The 23,866-nt window shown below is 54.0% G+C and carries 23 protein-coding genes; 10 read left to right on the forward strand and 13 right to left on the reverse strand.

The annotated features are described in order from the left end of the window. Nucleotides 1-4: 4 nt before the first annotated feature. Together proQ and PSSD_RS04070 are read right to left on the reverse strand one after the other, a co-directional pair. Nucleotides 5-691: an RNA chaperone ProQ gene (proQ, locus tag PSSD_RS04065; RefSeq protein ID WP_039335405.1), complete on the reverse strand. Its 687-nt coding sequence runs from the start codon at nt 689-691 to the stop codon at nt 5-7. A 96-nt stretch (nt 692-787) separates the two neighbouring features. Further along, nucleotides 788-1,288: a free L-methionine (R)-S-oxide reductase MsrC gene (locus PSSD_RS04070; RefSeq protein WP_039335404.1), complete on the reverse strand. Its 501-nt coding sequence runs from the start codon at nt 1,286-1,288 to the stop codon at nt 788-790. A 217-nt stretch (nt 1,289-1,505) separates the two neighbouring features. Here PSSD_RS04070 and yebS point away from each other — a divergent pair, with 217 nt between their 5' ends. The 3 genes from yebS (at nt 1,506) to rsmF (ending at nt 6,852) form a co-directional block, all read left to right on the forward strand. After that, complete coding sequence (gene yebS / locus PSSD_RS04075) at nt 1,506-2,750, forward strand: membrane integrity lipid transport subunit YebS (protein ID WP_039335401.1); 1,245 nt, start codon at nt 1,506-1,508, stop codon at nt 2,748-2,750. After that, nucleotides 2,719-5,352, forward strand: coding sequence for a PqiB family protein (locus PSSD_RS04080; protein WP_058969574.1), 2,634 nt, complete (start codon nt 2,719-2,721; stop codon nt 5,350-5,352). The genes yebS and PSSD_RS04080 overlap by 32 nt, the downstream gene beginning before the upstream one ends. A gap of 75 nt (nt 5,353-5,427) precedes the next feature. Continuing rightward, nucleotides 5,428-6,852 (forward strand): 16S rRNA (cytosine(1407)-C(5))-methyltransferase RsmF, encoded by a 1,425-nt coding sequence (rsmF, locus tag PSSD_RS04085; protein ID WP_058969576.1) that lies wholly within the window; start codon nt 5,428-5,430, stop codon nt 6,850-6,852. 3 nt (nt 6,853-6,855) lie between these two features. Here rsmF and PSSD_RS04090 read toward each other — a convergent pair whose 3' ends face one another. After that, nucleotides 6,856-7,503 (reverse strand): metallophosphoesterase, encoded by a 648-nt coding sequence (locus PSSD_RS04090; protein WP_058969579.1) that lies wholly within the window; start codon nt 7,501-7,503, stop codon nt 6,856-6,858. Nucleotides 7,504-7,995: 492 nt separating this feature from the next. On the opposite strand from PSSD_RS04090, the gene PSSD_RS04095 reads away from it, so the two are divergent. Next, nucleotides 7,996-8,274: a hypothetical protein gene (locus tag PSSD_RS04095; RefSeq protein WP_058969580.1), complete on the forward strand. Its 279-nt coding sequence runs from the start codon at nt 7,996-7,998 to the stop codon at nt 8,272-8,274. 41 nt (nt 8,275-8,315) lie between these two features. Here the strand turns inward: PSSD_RS04095 and PSSD_RS27705 are convergent, their stop codons facing one another. From PSSD_RS27705 to copC, 5 genes are all read right to left on the reverse strand, one after another. Continuing rightward, nucleotides 8,316-8,483: a hypothetical protein gene (locus tag PSSD_RS27705; RefSeq protein ID WP_166932300.1), complete on the reverse strand. Its 168-nt coding sequence runs from the start codon at nt 8,481-8,483 to the stop codon at nt 8,316-8,318. A 108-nt stretch (nt 8,484-8,591) separates the two neighbouring features. Beyond that, a complete protein-coding gene (locus PSSD_RS04100) occupies nt 8,592-8,918 on the reverse strand; it encodes a hypothetical protein (protein WP_058969592.1) in 327 nt (108 codons plus the stop codon). A 380-nt stretch (nt 8,919-9,298) separates the two neighbouring features. Beyond that, nucleotides 9,299-9,646 (reverse strand): YebY family protein, encoded by a 348-nt coding sequence (locus tag PSSD_RS04105; protein ID WP_058969594.1) that lies wholly within the window; start codon nt 9,644-9,646, stop codon nt 9,299-9,301. Between the two features lie 28 nt (nt 9,647-9,674). Then, nucleotides 9,675-10,556, reverse strand: a complete 882-nt coding sequence (gene copD / locus PSSD_RS04110; RefSeq protein ID WP_058969582.1) for a copper homeostasis membrane protein CopD — start codon at nt 10,554-10,556, stop codon at nt 9,675-9,677. A gap of 3 nt (nt 10,557-10,559) precedes the next feature. After that, nucleotides 10,560-10,937 carry a copper homeostasis periplasmic binding protein CopC gene (copC, locus tag PSSD_RS04115; RefSeq protein WP_058969596.1) on the reverse strand — a complete coding sequence of 126 codons (378 nt, stop codon included), beginning with the start codon at nt 10,935-10,937 and terminating at the stop codon, nt 10,560-10,562. A gap of 153 nt (nt 10,938-11,090) precedes the next feature. Here copC and PSSD_RS04120 point away from each other — a divergent pair, with 153 nt between their 5' ends. Both PSSD_RS04120 and exoX read left to right on the forward strand, forming a co-directional pair. After that, nucleotides 11,091-11,321 carry a DNA polymerase III subunit theta gene (locus tag PSSD_RS04120; RefSeq protein WP_058969583.1) on the forward strand — a complete coding sequence of 77 codons (231 nt, stop codon included), beginning with the start codon at nt 11,091-11,093 and terminating at the stop codon, nt 11,319-11,321. Between the two features lie 7 nt (nt 11,322-11,328). After that, the gene (exoX, locus tag PSSD_RS04125) at nt 11,329-11,997 is read left to right on the forward strand and encodes an exodeoxyribonuclease X (protein WP_039335344.1); all 669 of its coding nucleotides are present in this window, start codon (nt 11,329-11,331) and stop codon (nt 11,995-11,997) included. On the opposite strand, the gene PSSD_RS04130 is transcribed toward exoX, so the two are convergent. Both PSSD_RS04130 and PSSD_RS04135 read right to left on the reverse strand, forming a co-directional pair. Next, entirely contained in the window at nt 11,991-14,054 is a 2,064-nt protein-coding gene (locus PSSD_RS04130; RefSeq protein WP_058969585.1) for a prolyl oligopeptidase family serine peptidase, read from the reverse strand. The two genes, exoX and PSSD_RS04130, sit on opposite strands and share 7 nt — an antisense overlap. 176 nt (nt 14,055-14,230) lie before the next feature. Next, nucleotides 14,231-14,872: a tellurite resistance TerB family protein gene (locus PSSD_RS04135; RefSeq protein WP_058969587.1), complete on the reverse strand. Its 642-nt coding sequence runs from the start codon at nt 14,870-14,872 to the stop codon at nt 14,231-14,233. Between the two features lie 161 nt (nt 14,873-15,033). Between PSSD_RS04135 and purT the strand changes: the two genes are divergently transcribed. Further along, entirely contained in the window at nt 15,034-16,212 is a 1,179-nt protein-coding gene (gene purT / locus PSSD_RS04140) for a formate-dependent phosphoribosylglycinamide formyltransferase (RefSeq protein ID WP_058969588.1), read from the forward strand. Between the two features lie 40 nt (nt 16,213-16,252). Here purT and PSSD_RS04145 read toward each other — a convergent pair whose 3' ends face one another. Both PSSD_RS04145 and zwf read right to left on the reverse strand, forming a co-directional pair. Continuing rightward, a complete protein-coding gene (locus PSSD_RS04145) occupies nt 16,253-16,891 on the reverse strand; it encodes a bifunctional 4-hydroxy-2-oxoglutarate aldolase/2-dehydro-3-deoxy-phosphogluconate aldolase (RefSeq protein WP_039335335.1) in 639 nt (212 codons plus the stop codon). A gap of 184 nt (nt 16,892-17,075) precedes the next feature. Continuing rightward, on the reverse strand, nt 17,076-18,551 hold the full coding sequence (gene zwf / locus PSSD_RS04150) for a glucose-6-phosphate dehydrogenase (RefSeq protein WP_039335333.1): 1,476 nt from the start codon (nt 18,549-18,551) through the stop codon (nt 17,076-17,078). Between the two features lie 331 nt (nt 18,552-18,882). Here zwf and PSSD_RS04155 point away from each other — a divergent pair, with 331 nt between their 5' ends. The 3 genes from PSSD_RS04155 to PSSD_RS04165 all read left to right on the forward strand — a co-directional run bounded on the left by PSSD_RS04155 (nt 18,883) and on the right by PSSD_RS04165 (nt 22,650). Beyond that, nucleotides 18,883-19,767, forward strand: coding sequence for a MurR/RpiR family transcriptional regulator (locus tag PSSD_RS04155; RefSeq protein WP_500812360.1), 885 nt, complete (start codon nt 18,883-18,885; stop codon nt 19,765-19,767). A 111-nt stretch (nt 19,768-19,878) separates the two neighbouring features. Then, nucleotides 19,879-21,321, forward strand: coding sequence for a pyruvate kinase (pyk, locus tag PSSD_RS04160; RefSeq protein WP_039335330.1), 1,443 nt, complete (start codon nt 19,879-19,881; stop codon nt 21,319-21,321). A gap of 93 nt (nt 21,322-21,414) precedes the next feature. Beyond that, nucleotides 21,415-22,650 carry an MFS transporter gene (locus PSSD_RS04165; protein WP_058969590.1) on the forward strand — a complete coding sequence of 412 codons (1,236 nt, stop codon included), beginning with the start codon at nt 21,415-21,417 and terminating at the stop codon, nt 22,648-22,650. Between the two features lie 65 nt (nt 22,651-22,715). On the opposite strand, the gene lpxM is transcribed toward PSSD_RS04165, so the two are convergent. Continuing rightward, the gene (lpxM, locus tag PSSD_RS04170) at nt 22,716-23,690 is read right to left on the reverse strand and encodes a lauroyl-Kdo(2)-lipid IV(A) myristoyltransferase (protein WP_039335326.1); all 975 of its coding nucleotides are present in this window, start codon (nt 23,688-23,690) and stop codon (nt 22,716-22,718) included. Nucleotides 23,691-23,866 lie beyond the last annotated feature (176 nt).

The raw sequence follows: 23,866 nt of genomic DNA on the forward strand, positions 1-23,866 counted from the left end.
CGTTTCAGAACTGCAAGTGTTCTGCGCGCACAATCATTGCCATGCCGGAAGCGAGCTGTACCCGAACGCCATCCTTGGTGATTTCAAGAATGGTGGCGTCCATTGCACTTTTGCCTGCTTTAACTTTGATGTTCTGGCCGAGCTGCAAAGTTGAGGTGTCAGTGACAGGTATTGCTCGCGGCGGGCGTGGTGCAGCCTGGCGTTCAGTGGACGCCGCACGCGGAGCCTGTGGACGAGGCTTACGTGGTGCAGCTTCGCCGCCTTCAGCCGCTTTACGCGGTGCGGGCTTGCGCGGGCGACGCTCAGCGGTCTCTTCACCGGCTTCACGCTTCTTCGCACGCTGCTGATCGCGTTGCGCCTGAACGCGCGCTTTAGCTTCTTCTAATTGCTTGCGCGCGTGCTCCACGTGTTGCTCATCCAGCACGCCACAGGCGTTGCCGTCGAGATCGACACGGGTCGCACCGGCTTTAATGCCGTAAAGATAACGCCAGCTAGAGGTATAGAGACGTAAGGCCGAACGCAGTTGCGTCTTGCTCAGGCTGTTTTCACCCTGAACGCGCTCAACCAGATCCTGGAAGATACCGATCTTGAGCGGACGCGCTTCGCCATCGGCGCTAAAGCATTGCGGAAAACGCTCCGCCAAAAAGGCGATAACTTCTTTACTGCTATTCAACTTAGGTTGATTTTCCATGAAATTTCCTGATTACTACGGGTTTGCCGACCAGAGCAGGCATGAACAGGCGACATTATAATGACAACATCGCCAAATGCTATGTGATCCAGTCGATTAGCTGCGCGTCAGCTGAATAAATTTTACGATGTCGCTGCCCGCCAGCACTTCACAAAGCCCGTCGGTAAGGGCCACCAGCCCCGTTTCATCCTCACTATCAAAGCGAGAATAAACCGTACTATCAATGTCTAACACACCCACAACGGTGCCATTCACTTTCAGAGGAATCACGATTTCTGCGTTGCTGGCAGCATCACAAGCGATATGTCCCGGGAATGCGTGCACGTCTTCAACTAACTGCACTTTATCCTCTGCAATCGCTGTGCCACATACCCCTTTGCCCACCGGAATACGCACGCATGCGATTTTGCCCTGGAATGGGCCCAATACCAGCGTGTTCGGTTCAGTCAGCAAATAGAATCCTGCCCAGTTCACACCTTCCAGGCGTTCAAACAACAGCGCACTGCAATTACCCAGTGCCGCAAGGAAAGAGGTTTCGCCCGCTAACAGTGCACGGACATCGCGATTTAAATCCTCATAAAAGGCTTTTTTGTTCATTGTTTAACCATAACTCGTCACTGTCGTGACCTTGTTGTCACTCAGTTGTTAAAATAAGCACTAATAATCCAGCCCCACAAGGTGAATCATTGTGTTAGTTACTATACCCTTAGCAGTCGGTGGTTAAGAATTTTCTCGGACCACAGAATGTTGCAGACAGATTGCTCTGCTCAGCATGCCGGTAACTGTAACGAACGATGGGCCATTTGCGTCACCTATGAAAATTCACGCTATCAGCCAGACGTTGCCCCACGCACGTTATCAGCGTTGTCCGCAATGCGATACCCTTTTTTCCTTACCGGATGTGAAATCGCATCAGGCTGCGCACTGTCCGCGTTGCCATGCAAAGATTCAAAACGGCCGCGACTGGTCAATGACGCGTCTCACGGTCATGGCCGTGACCATGATCGTGCTGATGCCCTTCGCCTTTAGCCTGCCGTTGGTAGATATTCGCTTACTTGGCATGCGCATCAACGCCAGCCTGGTGGAAGGTGTGATCCAGATGGCGCAACAGGGCAACGTCCTGACTGCCTCCATGGTGGCGTTCTGCACCATTGGTGCCCCTATGACCTTAGTCGCGGGCATCTGCTATTTATGGATTGGCCACGCCCTCGGTATGAACCTGCGCCCGGTATTGCTGATGCTGGAGAAGCTAAAAGAGTGGGTGATGCTGGATATCTATCTGGTCGGTGTGGCAGTCGCCTCTATAAAGGTGCAGGATTATGCCGCGCTGGAAGTGGGCTACGGTCTGGTGGCCTATATCGCGCTGACGGTACTGAGCCTGCTCACGCTGATTCACCTTAACGTTGAGGAGCTGTGGGAACACTATTATCCGCAGGCTGTGCCAACCTCTCCTCCTGAACAGTGGCAGGTCTGCCTGAACTGTCATCAAACCGGCGTGCCGGACGATCGCGGGCGCTGTATGCGTTGTCACACCCCGCTCGATTTCCGTCGTCGCCACAGTTTGCAGAAATCCTGGGCCGCGCTGATTGCTTCGATTGTGCTACTGATCCCCGCTAACCTGCTGCCGATTTCAGTGGTTTACGTCAACGGTGCGCGCCGCGAAGATACCATATTCTCCGGTATTCTGGGGCTGGCTTCCGGTAATGTGCCCGTCGCGGCAGTGGTGTTTATCGCCAGTATTCTGGTGCCGTTTACCAAAGTGTTAGTGATGCTGACCTTGCTTCTCAGCATCCATTTTAAATGCGAACAGGGCATAAAAACCCGTATTCGATTGCTGCGTGCCATCACCTGGGTGGGACGTTGGTCGATGTTGGATCTGTTCGTGATTGCGGTCACCATGTCGTTGGTGAATCGCGATCAACTGCTGGCTTTTACCATGGGACCTGCCGCGCTCTATTTTGGCGCGGCAGTCATCCTGACCATTATGGCTGTAGAGTGGCTTGATAGCCGCCTGATCTGGGATGCACATGCAACAGGAAACGCCGACTACACCGACTAGTGCCAATCTGCGTAATAAACGCAAGATTTCGCCGTTCTGGTTATTGCCCATTATTGCCCTGCTGATTGCGGGTTGGCTGCTATGGACCAATTATCAGGAGCGCGGTACCACCATTACCATTAACTTCCAGACCGCAGACGGCATCGTGCCGGGACGCACACCCATTCGTTATCAGGGCGTGGAAGTGGGTACGGTGCAGGGTATCGTGCTGAGCGATGACTATCACAGCATCCAGATCAAGGCCAGCATCAAGAGTGACATGCGCGATGCGCTGAAAGACAACACCCAATTCTGGCTGGTAACACCGAAAGCCTCACTGGCAGGGGTTTCTGGCCTGGATGCCTTGGTTGGCGGTAACTACATCGGCATGATGCCCGGTGGCGGTAATCCACGTGAGCATTTCACCGCGTTAGATACGCAACCGAAATACCGCGTCAATACCGGTGAACTGCTTATTCATCTGCACTCGCCCGATTTGGGATCGTTGAATACAGGTTCCCTGGTCTATTACCGAAAAATCCCGGTGGGCCGTGTCTATGACTACAGCATCAACAGCAATACCGATGGCGTGACCGTCGACGTACTGATTGAGCGCCGCTTCGTCAACCTGGTGAAAAAGCAGAGTCGTTTTTGGAATGTGTCTGGTGTCGATGCGGATGTCAGTCTCAGTGGTGCGAAGGTCAAACTGGAGAGTCTGGCCGCTTTGGTCAATGGTGCCATTGCCTTTGACTCCCCGAATGACGGCCAGCAGGCTAACAGCGATGAAAACTATCAGCTGTATCCTGACCTGGCACGCAGCCAACGTGGCGTGCAAATCAGCCTTGATTTGCCGAATGGCGATAACCTGAAAGCGGACAGTACTCCCTTAATGTACCAAGGCTTGGAAGTCGGTACGCTCACCAAACTAAACCTGCTGCCTGGCGGCAAAGTCACGGGCGAATTGACTGTCGACCCATCGGTTACCGGTCTGATGCGCAGCGGCACGCGTATTGAGATGCGCGCACCCAAACTAAGCCTGACCGATACCAATCTCAGCAGCCTGCTGACCGGCAACACTTTTGAACTGGTGCCCGGTGAAGGCGAGCCGCAGGATCATTTCACGGTATTACCCGCCAGCGAAACTCTGCTGCAAAAACCTGATGTGCTCACGGTTAAACTGAGTGCGCCAGAAACCTACGGCATCGATGCGGGCCAACCCGTGATGCTGTATGGCATGAAGATCGGTCAGATTATTTCTCGCCAGTTGGATGAGAACGGCATTAGCTTCGCGGTGGCGATCAATCCAGAATTCCGCCATCTGGTACACGCTGACAGCAAGTTCATCGTTAATAGCCGTCTCGATGTGAAATTTGGTCTTGATGGGATGCAGGTGTTAGGTGCCAGCGCCCGTGAATGGGTCGATGGCGGCATTCGCCTGGTGCCGGGTGCCAAAGGTGATCCCTCCGCGCGATACCCTTTATATGCCGACGCCGAACGTGCGCAGGAAGGCATCGTTGGCGATCAGCCGCCGACTACCTTGAAACTGACCGCAGAAAGTTTGCCAGACGTACAGGCCGGTTCTGTGGTGCTGTATCGAAAATTCCAGGTCGGTGAAGTGGTAGACGTGGTACCGCGCGCCGATGCCTTTGAGATTTCCATTCACATCGAGCCGCAGTATCGCAAATTGCTCACCAGTGAAAGTGTGTTCTGGGCCGAAGGCGGTGCGAAAGTGCAGCTCAACGGCAGCGGCTTAACGGTGCAGGCTTCACCGCTGAACCGTGCGTTAAAAGGCGCTATCAGCTTTGACAATCTGACCGGCGCACAGGCCGCTAAAGGCGTGAAGCGCGTGTTGTATTCATCTGAAACCGCCGCGCGTGCCGTGGGTAGCCAAATCACCCTACACACCTTTGATGCCAGCAAACTGGCAGCCGGTATGCCGATTCGCTATCTCGGTATCAATGTTGGTCAGGTCGAATCACTGGCACTGAGCAAAGACAACAACCAGGTGGTGGCAAAAGCCGTACTGTATCCTGAATATGTACAGGACTTCGCGCGCATCGGCAGCCGCTTCTCGGTGGTGTCACCGGAAATTTCGGCCGCAGGCGTTAACCATCTTGAAACGCTGCTCCAGCCTTATCTCAACGTCGATCCGGGTAAAGGTGCTCAGGCTCGCGTGTTTGAGTTGCAGGAGAGCACCATTACCGATTCGCGTTACCTCAACGGTCTTAACATCTATGTGGATGCCACCGAAGCCGGTTCGCTGTCGCTGGGCACACCTGTGCTGTTCCGTGGGGTTGAAGTGGGTACCGTGACCGGCACCTCATTGGGCAACATGGCAGATCGCGTGCAGATCGCCCTGCGCATAAGCAAGAAATATCAGCATCTGGTGCGTAACAACTCAGTGTTCTGGCTCGCCTCCGGCTATAACCTCGACTTCGGTCTGATTGGCGGCGTGGTGAAAACCGGCACCTTCCAGCAATTTATCCGTGGCGGCATTCAGTTTGCCACCCCGCCGACGGTGCCACTGGCGCCGCAGGCCGGAGCCGATAAGCACTTCCTGCTGCAAGATGAAGCGCCGAAAGAGTGGCGCAACTGGGGAACGGCGATTCCGGACCCCAATTAAGCAATCGGGCAGCCTGCGGGCTGCCCGTTTTGTTTGCACGTGTTACACTTCGCGCTTCATTTGATGCCCCGGTATATGTCTGTGTCCGATCGCTTTCCCGAAGATTTCCTTGCGCTGATGCGCGCCAGCCTCGCTGATGAAAATGAACTGCAGCGTTTTCTGGCGATCAGTCAACAACCGCTGCGCCGCAGCCTGCGCGTCAACACGCTAAAAATCAGCGTTGAGGCGTTTCTGGCGCACACCGCGCACTACAACTGGCGTCTGACGCCGATTCCCTGGTGTCCGGAAGGTTTCTGGATTGAGCGAGACGACGAGTCACTTCCGCTCGGCAGCGTCGCCGAACATTTGAGTGGTTTGTTCTATATTCAGGAAGCCAGCTCGATGTTGCCAGTAACGGCACTGTTTGATGCCGCACCCGATGCGCGTCAGGTGATGGATGTAGCCGCTGCGCCGGGATCCAAAACCACGCAAATGGCCGCGTTGATGCGCAATCAGGGTGCCATCCTCGCCAATGAGTATTCGGCCAGCCGCGTGAAAGTGCTGCACGCCAATATCAGCCGTTGCGGCGTCAGTAACGTGGCGTTGACCCACTTTGATGGGCGCGTGTTTGGCGCTGCACTCCCTGAACAGTTTGACGCCATCCTGCTGGACGCCCCCTGCTCCGGCGAAGGCGTGGTACGCAAAGACGCCGATGCGCTGCGTAACTGGACCCTTGCCAGCACCGAAGAGATTGCCGCCACACAACGCGATCTTATCGACAGTGCCTTTCATGCCCTGCAACCGGGCGGCACGCTGATTTACTCCACTTGCACCCTGAACCAGATTGAGAATCAGCAGGTGATTGCCTGGCTGCAACAGCGTTATCCAGACGCTGTGGAAATCGTGCCGCTGGACGGCTTGTTTGCGGGGGCAGAGCAAGCGTTGACACCTGAAGGTTTTTTACATGTGTTCCCGCAAATCTTCGATAGCGAAGGCTTTTTCGTGGCACGCCTGCGCAAAACCGCCCGCATCCCGGCACTGCCTGCGCCGACGTATAAAGTGGGCAAACTGCCCTTCTCACCGGCCAGCCGTAATCTCTCTGCCGAAGTGCAGCAAGCGGCAGCGAAAGTGGGTATCCAGTGGGATGAGAATCATGCGTTGTGGCAACGCGATAAAGAGTTGTGGCTGTTCCCTGCTGCGCTGGAAAGTTGGTTGGGCAGAGTGCGCTTCTCGCGCATCGGGGTGAAACTGGCAGAAACCTTCTCGAAGGGCTATCGCTGGCAGCATGAAGCGGTGGTCTCCTTTACCCAGCCGGGTAGCGCGTTAGATTTTGAACTCACCATTGACGAAGCGGAAAGCTGGTACCGTGGCCAGGATATCCGTCCTGAGACGTTACCTGCGCAAGATGAGGTCATCGTCACTTATCAGCAGCAACCGCTGGGATTAGCCAAGAAAGTCAGCAACCGCATCAAAAACAGCTATCCCCGTGAGTTGGTGCGTGATGGTCGTCTGTTCCGTTAATTCTTACTGCAGTTGAACCAGCGTTAATCGATTACCGAACACCGCACCGGTATCGATGTAATGCTGGTTCGCTACATTGAGTGGCTGCTCCAATGGCGTGTGACCGAAATAGAAATCGCTGGCACCGTCGATGCTGGCGGATGTCCCGCGATGATGGCGCCCCAGGCGATCACGGCTCCACACCACCTGATGCCAGTCAACGTCTTGTCCCAGCTGATAATGGCTGGCGGGATAGTCGGCATGGGCGATAACCACCACGCGATCCGCTAACTCGATATGTAAAATCAACGGTAAATCGGCGCAGCGTTTCAATGCATGGCGCGCTGCAATTAAATCCGCGCCTTTTAACTGCCAAAACCAGTCACCGCCGTTCATCATCCACAACATCGGGTCATGCCCATCCAGCGCTGATAGCGCCATTTGTTCATGGTTACCACGCACGCAGCGGAACCAAGGCTCTTGCAGCAGCTGTAAACAGCCGGGGCTGTCGGGTCCGCGATCAATAAGATCACCCACTGACAGCAATAAATCCTGCTGTTTGTCGAAGTCATGCAAGATCAGTTGCGAATCCAGTTGAGCGCGGCAACCATGTAAATCACCAACAACCCATATGTTACGCCACGTTTTGGCACTCACCGTTTGGTAAAACATGTAATCTTTCCCGGTTGACTGGAAGTTTAGTGAACCCGGCTTAAAGTATAGTCCGGTGAGATGGAGCCAAGGGAGGGATGAGCGTGAGCAGCCGTAAACAATTTATTGGCGTATTGGTGTTTATATTTCTGGGCAGCCTGCTGCTACTGGAATCGCTTGCGCGCTTGGTGCATCTGCTGTTTGTGGGGTGAGCGTTTCACTCGCCTGAGAAGTTTCAACACAGGCTGCATCCTGCAGCCCCGATGAAAGTCCCGTCCGGCGCTTATCTCCGGCGCTCATTGAAGGCGTTAGCTCTGTGCGGGACGGCGAAGACTTTACCAACTAAGACAATTCCGAACAAGTTAAATGATATTAACTATCATTCTCACTATTGATTTTTACGCTTCGCTTACATAAGTGATGCTCATTCAACCATCCTGCTGGCACTTGAAGTCACAACGCACTAAAGCCTTTTGCTACGCTTAGAACAGTATTTACAGCAAGGAGTGAGCAATGAAAGACTATTACAAAATCGATCTGGAGCTTTTCATGCATAATAACGCGGATTTGATTCGCGATATTAAAAGCCGAGCGCCGGTTTATGCAGATGATTACGGACTAGAGGTGGTGCAATATATTAATCGTGAAGTGAAGCAAGCTCACCTGAATTATATTGAAAGCCTTGGCGTGCACGATCCCTATGAATATTATATTTCTCAGCATGAGGAAGACCGCTACCTGGCTGATAAGCTGATCGCTCAGCATCGCGCCGCGTTAAACCACACCGCTTAATGTGTTGATTTGCCACACAAACCGTGTGGCAAATAGCCCCCTTAATGGGAAAGGAAGAAGATCGCCAGCAGGAAAAACACCCACAATCCGGCAAAGGTAGCAAAGCCGACACGAGGCGTTTTTGTCCGACCGACCACGACTCCAATAAAGATACTCAGCAGTGTTAAGGTGCCAATCATTACCCAGAGAAGATATTGCGCATTTGCCATGAAGAGTCCTTATTAACCGGCAATAAAAAATGATGCGCACCCTTATACCATTTTTCACACTCACTGGCTGCTGATAAATGTCCGCAACTTTAGTGCTGGCTTGATTCTCTACGCCGTTGGATGACCGCAACGCACCGTTTTTAGCTGCTCCAACTCGTTTAACCGCGCCGTTGCGTGCTTGTTAGCGCTGGCCTTTGCGATGCCGTTGCCAATACCAAAATCACCTAAGAAGCCGATCACCGTTAAAGCATCAAACTCACCGGTTTTGTCAATCTGCTGCTGCACGCTATGGGTCTTGGCGATCTCCTGATCGAGCGTCGCACAATTGTAGGTTTGCGCTTCTTCATCACTGACTTTGGGTGATTGCGGGTATTGCTTGAGCGCGCAGCCGCTGAGCAGCAACAGCGTGGTGAACTGGATGGCGGGTTTAAACATCAAAGGACTCTCGTTTTGGTTGGTGTTGTTGGCAGGTGGCATGGGAGGAATTTAACACGGTGGGATTGGTTTGATTCAGAGAATAACTGGGGAGATCGTGCACTTTATGAACGTTATGAGGAGGGTTTTAATCAACAAAAAAAGACCCAATACGATTCCTGTATCGGGTCCAGGGAAATGGCTCTTTGAGAGCCGTGCGCTAAAAGTTGGCATTTTTGAAGGCGATGTCGCCTTGCCTTTTAAAGGTAGTCGAGGATTGATTAATTTCCAGCCAGCCGCGCCGTTGCGGTGAGGAAGCTGCCAACTCTGTGATCGTGCTGGCACATCGAGGAAACAAGCGTAGCGGCAAAACTGTGCGCTACGCCCGTATTTTGAAAGGATTACTTACCGCATAACTGCTGAGTGCGCTCGATGATCGGCTGCAGGCTCATTTTCTGGCCTGGATGCGCTTTATCTTCCGCCACGATGGTATTGATTGATTGCTGAGTCCCTTTACCCGCATCGGCGCGCGCCTGGGCTTTATCGTTCAACGGATATTGCAGCAAGGTGCTCGGGTTGATGGCGAACAGCGCGCCGTCTTTCTCACAGGTCAGCATCACCTCTTCACGGGTGAAAGGCCACTTATCTTTACCAATCTCAAAACGGCTGACGGTAATAATCTGCGCGGCCATCGCCTGGCTGCACAGTGCCATCAGAATGCAGGCTGGAATCAATTTCTTCAGCAAAATATCGACCTCATTTTTCATTCATTACTCTTCAGGCCGGTGACAGCGTAGCAAACACGCTGACCAATCCGACAACGACCATGGCCAGCAGCAGCTCAAGCTGCGTCAGGCGAATAAACTGTTGTGACGCCTGGTTACCCGCGACACGAAATTGTGGCACCAGAATATAACGATTGATCAGCGCAATGCCCACCATCATCATCACCAGCATCACTTTGACCACCAGCATCGCACTCCACAGCGTGGTACCCCAGTTGAGCGGCGTACCGCCAATCAACAGGCTATTAATCAGCCCAGTGATCAGCGCCAGAGCAACAGCCAGATGCCCGTAACGCGAAAAGCGCATCATGCAGCGAATCGCATCAGTGCGAAACGCAATCTGACGGGCTTCACGCATCAGCAATAACAGGGGCAATAAACCACCGGTCCAGAACGCGGCGGCAATCAAGTGCAGTGCGTGATTACTCTGCTGAAACAACCCCGGAACACCATCGCGCATGGCGGCATGCCCGACGCCAGCCAACGCCATCAACTGCAACAAACCACTCACTAGTAATAGCTGCTGACGCAGTGTGCCACGTAACAGCAAGGCCAGCGTGCTGAGCAGTGCGAAGCCTAGCTCCCAGCGCCATACGCTGCCAAAGCGGGTCGCGAGCACAGCCTGCCAGGTTTCGACATCGCTGACGTTGCGCCAGTCGCCGCTCATCAAGCCGGTTTGTGTTGCCAGCATCAGCAACGCACTCAGAAAACTCAATATCGCGGTAGTGACAAATATCCGGTGCAGACGCTGTGCCAGCACCGCTCGATAACGCCGCGGTGCCAGAAGAGCGGTATAGAACGCGCTGCCAGCCAGCAAGAACACCGCAATAAAATGCAGTGCTCGCAGGCAAATCCACAACGTGCTCAGACTCATCGATTACTTAACGCTAAACGCGTAACTTCCCTTGGTTTTATGACCATCGACTGACAACACATGCCAGTTCACCTGGTAATCACCCGCGGGCAGCGGCTTGCTGATCGGTACGATCAGTTGATCATGCTGTTTGTCATTGAGTTTGGCTTTCTCCACTGGCATCGGTTGTTGCTGTGCATTCAGCACTTCGACACCGCTGAAAGCGGCTTCAACATCTTCAGTGAAGGTCAAGGTCAGATTCTGTGGAGAACTGTCGACCACCGCTTTGTCGGCTGGAACCGGGGTTTTCAGATGGGCATGTGCCAGTGCAAACTGACTGAAAGTTAACGTAGATGACGCCAGCAACAGCGCCATAAGCGGGTTTAACGCAGTTTTCTTCATCACTTCATCCCTTTTCAATGCAGCCATCTGCTGCAAACGTGGCAGCAGGATACGCCGCTGGTTAAAGCGTGTCGAGACCTGCGGTGCGATCCAATTTCCTTGATCCGTAAAGGGGAAACCATTACTTTTGCCCCTGTTTATCAGGAGAAAAGCATGAGCCAAAACCTTGCCCTGCTGTCGCAGGAAGAGAAAGACAAAGTGAATGTCGATCTGGCCGCCGCTGGCGTGGCCTTTAAAGAGCGCTACAACATGCCCGTGGTGGCTGAAATGGTCGAACGTGAACAGCCAGAAGCGCTGCGTGACTGGTTCCGCCAACGCTTGATGAGCTATCGTCAGGCCTCGCTCAGCCTTTCCCGCCTGCCCTATGAACCCAAGCAGAAGTAATTAATTTATGTTACGCGTTATCGATACCGAAACCTGTGGTTTGCAAGGCGGCGTCGTCGAAGTCGCATCCGTGGATGTGATTGATGGTCAGATCGTTAATCCGATGAGCGATTTGATCTGCCCGGACCGGCCAATCAGCCGTCAGGCGATGGCGGTACATCGTATTACCGAAGCGATGGTGGCTGACAAACCCACCATAGAAGAAGCGATTGGTCGCTATCACGGCAGTCCACATTATGTTGCGCATAACGCCAGTTTTGATCGCCGCATGCTGCCCACTATGCCGGGTGAATGGATCTGCACTATGACGCTGGCACGCCAGCTGTGGCCCGGCATTAAATACGGCAACCAGGCACTGCGCCATAGTCTGAAGCTGGATGTGACCCCGCCGAGCGAGCTGCATGCTCACCGTGCGCTGTATGATTGCTATGTCACCGCCGCGCTGTTGATCCGTATTATGGAAACCTCAGGCTGGAACACCAGTGAGATGGTCAGCCGTTGCCAGCCAGCAGAAGTGAGTGGTGATGTGTTCCCGTTCGGCAAATATCGCGGACAGAGCATTGGCAGCATTGCACGTAAAGATCCGGGCTATCTGCGCTGGGTGCTGGAAAATGTGCGTGATTTGCGCCCACCGTTAAGGCAGGCGCTACGCAAGTACGTCAAGAGCGATCAGTAATCGACGCGGTCTGGCAAACTGCCCTGCGCCAGGCCAATCAGGAAGGTGAACTCCTGCGCCACCCCTTCGTAAGCCTTAAAGCGTCCAGATTTGCCGCCATGCCCCGAATCCATCTCGGTACACAGCAGCAGCAGCGTGTCATTGGTTTTTAACTCACGCAGTTTTGCCACCCACTTCGCCGGTTCCCAGTACTGCACCTGGGAATCGTGCAGGCCGGTTGTCACCAGCAAATGCGGATAGGCTTTGGCTTCGATGTTGTCATACGGACTGTATTGCCGAATGATGTGGTAATACTCTTCCTGCTCAGGATTGCCCCACTCATCGTATTCGCCGGTGGTGAGCGGTATTGAGGGGTCCAGCATGGTGGTCACCACATCCACAAACGGCACCTGCGCCACCACGCCGTGGAACAACGCCGGTGCAAGGTTAATGACGCCGCCCATCAATAAACCACCCGCGCTACCGCCCATGGCATAAAGCTGCTGCGGATTGCCGTATCCTTTCGCCACCAACGCCTCGGTGACATCAATGAAGTCGGTGAAGCTGTTCATCTTGTGCTTGAGTCGACCATCGTCGTACCACTGCTGTCCTAGCTCACCGCCGCCGCGCACGTGGATAATCGCATAGACAAACCCGCGTTCCAGCAAACTGATCCGGCTGGTGCCGAAGCTGGCATCCATGCTGCTGCCATAAGCACCATAGCCGTAAGCCAGTAACGGATTGCTGCCTGGTTTGAAGTGTTTACGATGGTAAACCAGCGACACCGGCACCTCAGTGCCATCGCGCACGGTGATCCAGTGGTGCTCGCTTTTATAGTCGTCAGAGTTGAAACCCGGAACCGGCGTCTGTTTAAGTACCCGCCGCTCGCCACTCTCCATGTTGAGCTCAAACAGCGTGGTTGGCGTGGTCATGGAGGAGTAGCCATAGCGCAAGGTGTCACTTTCTGGCGAGGGGTTGTAAGCCAGCCAGGTGACATAAGCAGGGTCGTCAAAAGCAATACCAATGCTTTCCTGCGTTTCCCAGTTGATTTGACGTAGCGTATTGACGCCACGCTGGCGCTCTTCGACCACCAGCCAGTGGCGGAAAAGCTGGAAGTCTTCCAGTACCACGTTGTCACGCGCTGGAATAATGGCTTGCCAACGGTTTTCCGCCAGCCATGCGCTGCGATACAAACCGAAGTTTTTGCCATCACGATTGGAGCGGATATAGAACTGGTGATTGTAGTGATCGAGGCTGTATTCGTGATCGCGACGGCGTGGGCAAAATACCTGTGGCTGCGCATCGGGATATTCGGCATCAATCAGCTGGATTTCACTGGTGGTGGTGCTGTAGAGCGCAATCAGGATGAAATGCTCGGAGGTGGTTTTGTGCACGCTGAGATGGAAACTCTCATCCAGCTCTTCATACACCAGTTGGTCGTCTGATTGTGGATGACCAAGTTCATGGCGCCATACCTGGTAGGCAAGCAAGGTTTTCGGATGCTTGCGCACGTAGTAGAGCGTGCGTGAATCATTCGCCCACGCCACGCTTGAAGATGCCTCACTCAGCACTTCGGGATACCAGCTACCACTTTGCAGATTGCGGAAGCGTATGCCGTACTGACGGCGTGACAGGAAATCCTCGGCTAACGCCATGACTTCATTGTCTGGCGTGATCGCCAGCGCTCCCATGGTGTAAAAATCGCTATGTGAAGCACGCTGATTACCGTCAATCAGCAGTTGCCAGGGTTCATCGGCTGGCGCATCTACGGCCTGGCGAAAATAGAGTGGATATTCGTTGCCCACTTCATAACGACTTTGGTAGCGATAACCGTTTTTCACATAGGGCACTGAGTGATCCTGCTGTGGAATACGATCAACGATCTCTTTCAAAACCCGCTCTTGCAGATTGTTTTGTGAAGCCATCATCGCCTTGCCGTAGGCATTTTCGGCATGCAGATGGTCCAGCACTTCAGGATTTTCACGATCGTCATCGCGCAGCCAATAGTAGTTATCGGTACGCGTTTCACCGTGCAGGTTCATCACATGGGGGATTTTTTTCGCTTGTGGCTGGTGCATTTTGGCTCCTTTCCCTGAATAACAGCATCCAGCAAGCGTGGCACTTATCACTCAGGAAGCCAAGCATCAGCGCACAGGAAGTACATGCAAAGCCAGAAAGTGCGCATGAATGCGCACCCTACGATAGCAGCGCGATGAATGGAGACCGAAAAGCGCTACGTTACCCGTGATTCGCCTTACGCGGCTTTTTCTGTCTCGATATCGCGCTGAATGCCTTCGCGTACATCTTGTGGGATCTTCAGCGCATCACCCAGCGCGGAGAGATAGCTACGCTCCATAAAGTGGTCAACATCAATGGCGGCGCAACTCAGGAAGTACAGTTCCAGCGCTTCTTCTTCGTTTTTCACATCAGCAGCCAGCCATTGGGGATCGAGCGGGCGATTCATCGCTTGTTGGATTAACGCTTCCGCCTGCGCGCCATAGCCCGCCTGATGGATATTCTGTTCGATGGCCGCGCGTTCACGGTCATCAATATGCCCATCGCTTTTGGCCGCGAACACCAGGGCCGTCACCAGCCGCTCTGCGCGTTGATCAACTGGCGTCTGCAACTGACCAAATCCCGGTTCATCCTGATGTGTCTCCCGCACGCGCTGTTTGTATTTGTTCCACAGCACCGCACCCGCCGCCGCGCCGCCGCCCACCAGCAACGCTTTACCACCGTATTTGGTCAGCAGCTTACGGGTCGATTTGCTGGCCACTAACAATCCCGCCAGGCCGCCCAGCGCACCGGGTGCCAACATATCGCTTAAACCACCGGATTTTCCCTCGCCGCCTTTTTTCGCCAGCACCGATTGGATCTGCTGCAACCAATTGCTCATCGTTTAACTCCCGTTTAAGTTTCCGGTTTCTATGCTGCCGCAGCTTGTGTCAGTTAACGTCAGAGCGAGAAAAGTATGGCAAACCTGCAAGAGGCGAATGCGTGAGTACGCAAACGTTTTCTTATATACTGCGCGCGCATTTTGACTGCTAAGGTGAAATTATGACGACTCTAGGAACCGCGCTGCGCCCTGCCGCAACGCGCGTGATGCTGTTAGGTTCAGGCGAATTGGGCAAAGAAGTGGCGCTGGAGTGTCAGCGTTTGGGTGTGGAAGTGATCGCCGTGGATCGTTATGCCGATGCCCCTGCGATGCACGTTGCTCACCGCAGCCATGTGATCAATATGCTGGATGGCGATGCGCTGGCAGCGTTAATCGCGCTGGAGAAGCCACATTTCGTGGTGCCAGAAATCGAAGCCATCGCAACTGAAAAGCTGCTGGAGCTGGAAGCACAGGGCCAGAAAGTGGTGCCTACCGCACGCGCGGCGCGTTTGACCATGAACCGCGAAGGCATTCGTCGTCTGGCCGCCGAAGAGTTGTCCCTGCCGACTTCAACTTATCAGTTTGCCGATAGCAAAGAGAACTTTGTCGCTGCTGCTCACGACATCGGCTTCCCGTGCATCGCTAAGCCTGTTATGAGCTCATCTGGCAAAGGCCAGAGCTTCATCCGTGAAGCCAGCCAGCTGGAGAAAGCCTGGGATTACGCGCAACAAGGTGGTCGTGCGGGTGCGGGTCGCGTGATTGTTGAAGGTGTGGTGAAGTTTGATTTTGAAATCACCCTGCTGACCATTAGCGCAGTGGATGGCATCCACTTCTGCGCACCGATTGGGCATCGTCAGGAAGATGGCGATTATCGTGAGTCCTGGCAGCCGCAGCAGATGACCGAGCTGGCACTGCAACGCGCTCAGGATATTGCTGCGAAGGTGGTCAAGGCGTTAGGCGGTTACGGCCTGTTTGGCGTCGAGCTGTTTGTCTGTGGTGACGAGGTGGTGTTCAGCGAAGTCTCGCCACGTCCACACGATACCGGCATGGTGACCCTGATATCCCAAGATCTGTCAGAGTTTGCGCTGCATGTGCGTGCGTTCCTCGGATTGCCTATCGGCGGGATTCGCCAGTATGGCCCAGCGGCATCGGCGGTGATCCTGCCACAGCTGGACAGCCAGAACGTGCAGTTCGTGAATATCGAAGCGGCATTAGGTGCGGGTCTACAGTTGCGCCTGTTCGGTAAGCCGGAAATTGCCGGTCAGCGCCGTCTGGGTGTGGCTCTGGCGACCGGTGACAATACCGATGACGCCATTGCCCGCGCGGTAGCCAGCGCGGCTGCAGTGAAGGTCGAAGGTTAATCATTACAGGGGCGGCCATCAGGCTGCCCCTGCAACGCCATTATTTTGCCCCTTCAACCGCTTCGCGCGCCAGGCGCGTAATGCGGTCCCAGTCACCGCTTTCCAGCGCATCATTTGGTACCAGCCAAGACCCACCAATACAGAGCACGCTTTTTAGTGCCAGGTAATCGCGATAGTTAGCAGGAGAGATGCCGCCGGTTGGGCAGAAACGCACCTGTGGGAACGGACCACCAATCGCTGACAAGGCTTTCACCCCGCCATTGGCTTCGGCCGGGAAGAATTTAAACTCGCGTAAGCCATAATCCATGCCCAGCATCAGCTCGGACACGGTGCTGATACCAGGAATCAGTGGCACAGGACCCTCAACGGCGGCTTTTAACAAAGGTTCGGTTAAACCAGGGCTGATAACGAACTGCGCACCGGCATCGGTGACTTCTTTCAACTGCTGGGTGTTGATCACCGTGCCCGCACCGACAATCGCTTCCGGCACTTCTTTGATCATGGCACGCAGTGCGTCCATGGCCACGGGGGTACGCAGCGTCACTTCCAGCACACGTACACCACCGGCCACCAGCGCTTTAGCCATCGGCACCGCGTGTTCCAGTTTGTTGACCACAATCACCGGCACAACCGGGCCCGTTGTCATGATCTGTTCAGCACTTGTTTTCCAGTTCTTCATCACGTTTCCTTAGTGGCATCAGCCCGGCTTACGCCACGCTGTCAATAATTTGGCTCTACCATACAAGATTGGCTGGAGTGGCGTCTATCGGATATCAAAATTTTTTGAAACTCTGGTTCAATTTTAAGAAGAATGAATTTTGGGTACAAAAAAGCCCGCGCTTAGCGGGCTTCGTTTTTAACGATTACTCAAACTCATTCCAGGAACGACCATCGCGGGTGATCATCGCGACAGAGGCCACAGGGCCCCAGGTTCCAGCCTGATAAGGTTTAGGCGCATCGGCATCGGCGTTCCACGCATCAATGATCGAATCCACCCAGCCCCACGCCGCTTCTACTTCATCACGGCGCACAAACAGTGCCTGAATACCGCGCATGGTTTCCAGCAGCAGACGCTCGTAAGCATCCGCCAGATGTGACTGGTTGAAGGTTTCGGAGTAGCTCAGATCCAGCTTAGTGGTCTGCAGTTTGTGTTTGTGATCCAGACCTGGCACTTTGTTCAGGATCTCGATATCTACGCCTTCGTCCGGCTGCAGGCGAATCGTCAGTTTGTTCTGTGGCAGTTCAGCGTAGGAGTCTTTGAACAGGTTCATCTCTGGGTTTTTGAAGTAAACCACAACCTCAGAGCATTTGGTCGGCAAACGCTTACCGGTACGCAGGTAGAACGGCACGCCCGCCCAACGCCAGTTATCGATATCCACACGGATAGCCACGAAGCTCTCAGTGGCGCTCTGCTTGTTCGCACCCTCTTCTTCCAGATAACCCGGGACTTTTTTGCCTTGTACAAAGCCGGCGGTGTACTGACCGCGTACGGTTTTGTCACGCACGTTGGTCTGGTCGATGCGGCGCAGTGAACGCAGCACTTTCACTTTTTCATCACGGATGGCATCCGCGCTGAGGTCGGATGGCGGTGACATGGCGATCATGGTCAGGATCTGCAACAGGTGGTTCTGGATCATGTCGCGCATCTGGCCCGCTTTATCGAAGTAACCCCAACGGCCTTCGATACCCACCTCTTCTGCCACGGTAATCTGCACGTGGTCGATGGTGCGGTTATCCCAGTTATTCACGAAGATAGAGTTGGCGAAACGCAGTGCCAGCAGGTTCAGAACCGTCTCTTTACCCAGATAGTGGTCAATACGGAACACCTGGCTCTCTTCGAAATACTTACCGACACTGTCGTTGATCTCTTGTGAGGTTTCCAGTGAGGTACCGAGCGGCTTTTCCATCACCACACGTGCCGGTTTGGCATTCAACTTGGCGGCGCCCAGACCATCACAAATCGCGCCGAAGGTGCTTGGCGGCATGGCGAAGTAGTTGATGGTGACACGCTCTTTCTGGTCAAGCATCTTGCCCAATTTGGTGAAATGGGAAGTGTCGTTAACGTCGAGGTTGCAGAAGTCGAGACGGCTGCTGAGTTTGTCCCACAGCGCTTCATCGATCTTCTCTTTCATGAAGGTTTCCAGCGCCTCACGTACCACTTTGGTGTACGCGTCTTTGTCCCACTCCGCACGCCCCACGCCAATAATGCGTGTGGTGTCGTGAATCTGACCCGCTTTCTCCAGCTGATACAGTGAAGGCAACAGTTTCCGGCGTGCAAGATCGCCTTTGGCACCGAAAATAACCAGATCGCATGCCTGGGCTGTTTGTGTTACCGCCATTTTCCTCTCCTCGTTGCAGGATATACCCGGTTTGAGCGTCCTCATCATCCCAGGTCCTTATTGTAATTTTCTTACAGCACAATGTACTTTTTTCCCCGCATCGTAACAACCCAGACGCGGTGTGGCATTAGCCATTACTTTGAACATGATGGCGAACAAAGATGTGTTGTCGTGTGCGCTTTAGGCTTTTTTTCTGTTTCGATGTTTGTCGGGAAAAACCCGGCAACGATCAAAGTATGACAAAAAAATCGCGCTTACATTTGTCCGCTGCTGCGTGCGAGCCGGTATTACACGGTATATTCTTGAGAATTGGCAGCGATTTCATCATTTAATGAAAGTGATTGAGGAGCATCAGGTTAACGACATGCTGGAACACATACAGGCGCAACTTGAGGCGCTGAGCAAATCAGAGCGCAAAGTGGCGGAACAGATCCTTGCCGCTCCGCAACAGGCAATGCACTCCAGTATTGCCACGCTGGCGCGGGCTGCCGAGGTCAGCGAACCGACCGTTAACCGCTTTTGTCACCGTATGGGCACGCGCGGCTTTCCCGATTTCAAATTACGTCTGGCACAGAGTCTGGCCAAAGGCCCAAGCTGGGTGAGCCGCGATGTGGAAGAAAATGACAGCGTAGAGAGTTATAGCCACAAGATTTTTGATTCTGCGCTCGCCGGGCTGAGCCAGGTACGACAACAGCTGGATTTACAGGCGATCGATAAAGCCATTCTGGCGTTAACACAGGCCAATAAAATTGCCTTTTTTGGCCTTGGTGCCTCCGCCGTGGTGGCGCATGATGCGACCAATAAATTTCTGCGCTTTAATCTGCCGGTCATCTGGTCAGAGGATATTGTGATCCAGCGCATGAGTTGCATAAATAGTGGACCAAATGACGTTTTTGTTCTCATATCACATACTGGCCGCACCAAAAATATGATAGAACTGGCTCGCCTGGCGCGTGTAAACGCTTCCACAGTTCTGGCTATCACCTCTCCGGGTTCACCCTTAGCGGCAGAAGCATCCCTCGCCCTGACGCTTGATGTACCTGAAGATACGGATATCTACCTGCCGATGGTCTCCCGCCTGGCGCAATTAACCGTGATTGATGTTCTGGCGACAGGATTTACGCTTCAGCGCGGCGCTGTTTTCCGCGAAAATCTGAAACGGGTGAAAGAAGCACTAAGAGATTCGCGCGTGGAAAAACACGTGCAGGAAAAATAATTAACATCACATTCACAATGTGAGTCGAATCACAGCCCATCGATCATATAGAATAGATGACCACACCGTGTCCTACGAAAGTGGCACGAACCTTTGTTAACGGAGTCCTTCATGTCAAGACGTCTCAGAAGAACCAAGATCGTTACCACCCTCGGTCCAGCTACCGATCGCGACAATAACCTCGAAAAAATCATCGCGGCGGGCGCTAACGTTGTGCGACTAAACTTCTCTCACGGTACGGCTGAAGACCATCAGCTACGTGCCAATAAAGTGCGAGAGATTGCCGCTAAACTTGGCCGTCACGTGGCGATTCTGGGTGACCTGCAAGGTCCTAAAATTCGTGTATCAACCTTCAAAGAAGGCAAAGTCTTCCTTAACGTGGGCGATCGTTTCCTGCTGGATGCAGACCTGAGCAAAGGCGAAGGCGACAAAGAAAAAGTCGGTATCGACTATAAAGGACTGCCAGAAGACGTGGTGCCTGGCGACATCCTGTTGCTGGATGATGGCCGCGTGCAGTTGAAAGTGTTGGAAGTTCAGGGCGTCAAAGTGTTCACCGAAGTCACCGTCGGCGGCCCACTCTCCAACAATAAAGGGATTAACAAACTCGGCGGCGGTCTCTCTGCAGAAGCGCTGACAGAGAAAGATAAAGTGGATATCATCACTGCCGCGAAAATCGGCGTGGATTACCTGGCCGTCTCTTTCCCGCGCAATGGCGAAGATATGAATTACGCTCGCCGCCTGGCGCGCGACGCCGGTTGTGATGCCAAACTGGTAGCCAAAGTGGAACGTGCTGAAGCGGTGGCCACTCAGGAAGCCATGGATGACATCATCCTCGCCTCTGACGTGGTGATGGTGGCGCGTGGCGATTTGGGTGTTGAAATTGGCGACCCAGAACTGGTCGGTATCCAGAAAGCGCTGATCCGTCGTGCCCGTCAGTTGAACCGTACCATTATCACCGCTACCCAGATGATGGAATCGATGATCACCAACCCGATGCCCACCCGTGCGGAAGTCATGGACGTGGCTAACGCCGTGTTGGATGGTACCGATGCGGTGATGCTGTCTGCCGAAACCGCAGCAGGCCAGTATCCGGCTGAAACGGTGTCAGCGATGGCAAAAGTGTGCCTCGGCGCGGAAAAGATCCCGAGCGTGAACGTCTCCAAGCACCGCCTGGAAGTGCAGTTTGACAACGTGGAAGAAGCGATTGCCATGTCTGCCATGTATGCCGCAAACCACCTGCAAGGGGTTTCCGCCATCATCACCATGACCGAATCAGGCCGTACCGCCTTGATGACTTCACGTATCACTTCCGGTTTGCCGATCTTCGCGATGTCACGTCACGAACGTACCCTGAACCTGACGGCGCTGTTCCGTGGCGTAACGCCCGTCTATTTCGATAGCAACAACGATGGTGTTGCCGCCGCGCATGATGCCGTGAACCTGCTGCGCGACAAAGGTTTCCTCGTTTCTGGCGACCTGGTGATTGTCACCCAGGGCGACGTAATGGCGACCACCGGCACCACCAATACCAGCCGTGTCCTGCGCGTAGACTAAACGCTCACGCACCACCGACAGCGGCTGTAACAACATGGACAAACGCGACTGCCTGGCAGTCGCGTTTTATTTTTGCTCTGACAAGGAGGCCAGATGGCCCGCTTTCAACCGATTACGCAACTCACCGGGCGCGTGCTGCTGTTTCCGCTCGCACTGGTGCTGTTTGAATTTGCGACTTACATCGCCCACGACATGATTCAGCCCGGCATGTTGCTGGTGACCTCTGAATTTGACGTTGGCCCGGAATGGGTTTCCACGTCGTTGACAGCCTATCTGATGGGCGGCGTGGTGCTGCAATGGCTGCTTGGCCCACTCTCCGATAAATATGGCCGACGTCCGGTGCTGTTGTTTGGCATCCTGTTCTTTGCGGCGGCCTGTATTCTGACCACCTGGGTCAGCAACATCGAGAAGTTTGTCACGCTGCGCTTTATCCAGGGCATTAGCCTGTGCTTTATCGGCGCAGTCAGCTACGCCGCTGTACAGGAAGCCTTTGCTGAAGCACTGGCGGTGCGCATGATGGCGCTCATGGCCAACGTGGCGCTGCTGGCACCGTTGGCGGGTCCGCTGGCCGGTGCCGCCTGGCTGACGGTCGGTGAATGGCGCAGTATGTTCTGGCTGTTCGCAATCTGTAGCCTCGTGGCCTTCTTGGTGCTGTGGCGCATCATGCCGGAAACCGCTGGCGACCGTAGCCACTCTATCGCCCTGCCCAATCTGGCGCGCACCTATGGCCGCCTGGCACGCGATCGTCAGGTGGTATACGGATCTTTTGCCATCGGTTTGGTGTTTATCCCGATTCTGACCTGGGTCGCACTGTCCCCGGTGATTCTGATGCACGATGAAGGCTTGTCGCGTATGGAGTACGCGCTGCTGCAACTGCCGGTGTTCCTGGCGATGATCGCTGGCAACCTGACACTGGGAAAACTGGCAGGCCGTGTGCCTATCGAACAACCGGTTAAATTCGCTGCCTGGCCGATATTAATTGGGTTAAGCACAGCCTTGCTGGCCAATCTGCTCAACAGCCACACCTATCTGCTGCTCACCGCCGGATTAAGCCTGTATGCTTTCGGTGCAGGCATGGTCAATGCGGGTCTTTATCGCCTGACGCTTTACTCCAGCAATGAAGGCAAAGGTAGCATTGCCGCCATGCTCGGTATGATCAGCATTCTGACGCTGGCCATCGGCATTGAGTTAGCGAAAAGCGGTTACTTCAGTGGCGGCACCCCGTGGTTCAGTGGGATTAATTTTGCGGCAGGTGTGCTGTGGTTTGGCCTGGTGACGTTGTTCCTGCGTGAACGTAAGCGTCGCAGTCACGTTGAAGCGGTAGGATGAAGCGAGATTAAGCTCGCCGCTACGAGTTGATTAATCCGTAGCGGCGCAATGCATTGCGCAAAAAACTATTTGCGCGGATACAGGTCTTTACGCGCATAGGGCTCAATATCCCCCTCTTTACGCGTCTTAAGCAATTTCAAAATCCAGGTGTACTGCTCCGGGTGCGGACGCACAAACACTTCTACCTCTTCGTTCATTCGACGCGCCAGCGTGTTGTCATCTGCATCCAGCAAGTCATCCATTGGCGGACGAACGTAGATTTCCAGTCGGTGCGTCTCGCTGTTATAAACCGGGAACAGCGGAACAACGCGCGCGCGGCACACTTTCATCAAACGACCTACGGCAGGCAGCGTGGCCTTGTAAGTGGCAAAGAAATCCACAAACTCACTGTGCTCTGGGCCGTGATCCTGATCCGGCAGATAGTAGCCGTAATAACCCTGACGCACCGAGGCGATAAAGGGTTTGATGCCGTCATTGCGGGCATGCATGCGGCCACCAAAGCGACGACGTACCCGATTCCACACGTAATCCAATAGCGGATCGCTCTGGTTGTGGAACATCGCCGCCATCATCTGGCCTTCCGAAGCCAGCAACATCGCCGGAATATCTACGCCCCAGCCGTGCGGCACCAGGAAAATAACGTTTTCTTTGTTGGCCTGCAGTTGTTCAATAATTTCGCGTCCGTGCCAGTCCACGCGTTGTCGTACGCGCGCAGGATCGCGCATCCCCAACTCAGCCATCATCACCATCGCCTGTGGCGCGGTGGCAAACATACGATCAGCAATCTCTTCGCGCTGCGCTTCACTCAGTTCCGGCAGGCAATAGTAGAGATTGATCAGCGCACGGCGGCGCGCACTTTTAGCCAGCTTGCCAGCAAATCGACCTAATCCGCCCAGAATCGGATCGCGCACTTTGGCAGGCAGCATTGCCATACCGGCCAGCGCACCAATCGCCAACCAGTTGCCCCAGTATTTCGGTTTTAAAAAAGAACGTTGAAAAACGGGAATAAACTCACTGTTATTTTTCTTTCGGGTTTCCATGCACTCGCCTCTGACAATGACGGGACAATGATAGTGACGGTGGTTAATTTTGCAATCATCCTGCGTCAGATAGCAAAAAACCGACGAATATTTCGTCGGTTTTTTTAATATTTAGCGGCTGTGGTGCGTTATTTCAGCGCTAACTGCGGAAGATACGTCTTCACATCTGCCAGGTA

Origin of the sequence: Type-D symbiont of Plautia stali (genome assembly GCF_001485335.1) — a bacterium.
In the GTDB taxonomy this organism is placed as follows: domain Bacteria; phylum Pseudomonadota; class Gammaproteobacteria; order Enterobacterales; family Enterobacteriaceae; genus Pantoea; species Pantoea vagans_C.

Excerpts from the sequence above, each read along its gene's own strand:
- copC (WP_058969596.1), bottom strand. The coding sequence starts at position 10,937 with ATGAAGAAAACTGCGTTAAACCCGCTTATGGCGCTGTTGCTGGCGTCA.
- PSSD_RS04155 (WP_500812360.1), top strand. The coding sequence starts at position 18,883 with ATGAAAGTGATTGAGGAGCATCAGGTTAACGACATGCTGGAACACATA.
- PSSD_RS04120 (WP_058969583.1), top strand. The coding sequence starts at position 11,091 with ATGAGCCAAAACCTTGCCCTGCTGTCGCAGGAAGAGAAAGACAAAGTG.
- copD (WP_058969582.1), bottom strand. The coding sequence starts at position 10,556 with ATGAGTCTGAGCACGTTGTGGATTTGCCTGCGAGCACTGCATTTTATT.
- PSSD_RS27705 (WP_166932300.1), bottom strand. The coding sequence starts at position 8,483 with ATGGCAAATGCGCAATATCTTCTCTGGGTAATGATTGGCACCTTAACA.
- PSSD_RS04100 (WP_058969592.1), bottom strand. The coding sequence starts at position 8,918 with ATGTTTAAACCCGCCATCCAGTTCACCACGCTGTTGCTGCTCAGCGGC.
- PSSD_RS04130 (WP_058969585.1), bottom strand. The coding sequence starts at position 14,054 with ATGCACCAGCCACAAGCGAAAAAAATCCCCCATGTGATGAACCTGCAC.
- PSSD_RS04070 (WP_039335404.1), bottom strand. The coding sequence starts at position 1,288 with ATGAACAAAAAAGCCTTTTATGAGGATTTAAATCGCGATGTCCGTGCA.
- PSSD_RS04080 (WP_058969574.1), top strand. The coding sequence starts at position 2,719 with ATGCAACAGGAAACGCCGACTACACCGACTAGTGCCAATCTGCGTAAT.
- PSSD_RS04145 (WP_039335335.1), bottom strand. The coding sequence starts at position 16,891 with ATGAAGAACTGGAAAACAAGTGCTGAACAGATCATGACAACGGGCCCG.
- exoX (WP_039335344.1), top strand. The coding sequence starts at position 11,329 with ATGTTACGCGTTATCGATACCGAAACCTGTGGTTTGCAAGGCGGCGTC.
- proQ (WP_039335405.1), bottom strand. The coding sequence starts at position 691 with ATGGAAAATCAACCTAAGTTGAATAGCAGTAAAGAAGTTATCGCCTTT.
- PSSD_RS04095 (WP_058969580.1), top strand. The coding sequence starts at position 7,996 with ATGAAAGACTATTACAAAATCGATCTGGAGCTTTTCATGCATAATAAC.
- PSSD_RS04135 (WP_058969587.1), bottom strand. The coding sequence starts at position 14,872 with ATGAGCAATTGGTTGCAGCAGATCCAATCGGTGCTGGCGAAAAAAGGC.
- rsmF (WP_058969576.1), top strand. The coding sequence starts at position 5,428 with ATGTCTGTGTCCGATCGCTTTCCCGAAGATTTCCTTGCGCTGATGCGC.
- pyk (WP_039335330.1), top strand. The coding sequence starts at position 19,879 with ATGTCAAGACGTCTCAGAAGAACCAAGATCGTTACCACCCTCGGTCCA.
- lpxM (WP_039335326.1), bottom strand. The coding sequence starts at position 23,690 with ATGGAAACCCGAAAGAAAAATAACAGTGAGTTTATTCCCGTTTTTCAA.
- yebS (WP_039335401.1), top strand. The coding sequence starts at position 1,506 with ATGAAAATTCACGCTATCAGCCAGACGTTGCCCCACGCACGTTATCAG.
- PSSD_RS04165 (WP_058969590.1), top strand. The coding sequence starts at position 21,415 with ATGGCCCGCTTTCAACCGATTACGCAACTCACCGGGCGCGTGCTGCTG.
- purT (WP_058969588.1), top strand. The coding sequence starts at position 15,034 with ATGACGACTCTAGGAACCGCGCTGCGCCCTGCCGCAACGCGCGTGATG.
- zwf (WP_039335333.1), bottom strand. The coding sequence starts at position 18,551 with ATGGCGGTAACACAAACAGCCCAGGCATGCGATCTGGTTATTTTCGGT.
- PSSD_RS04090 (WP_058969579.1), bottom strand. The coding sequence starts at position 7,503 with ATGTTTTACCAAACGGTGAGTGCCAAAACGTGGCGTAACATATGGGTT.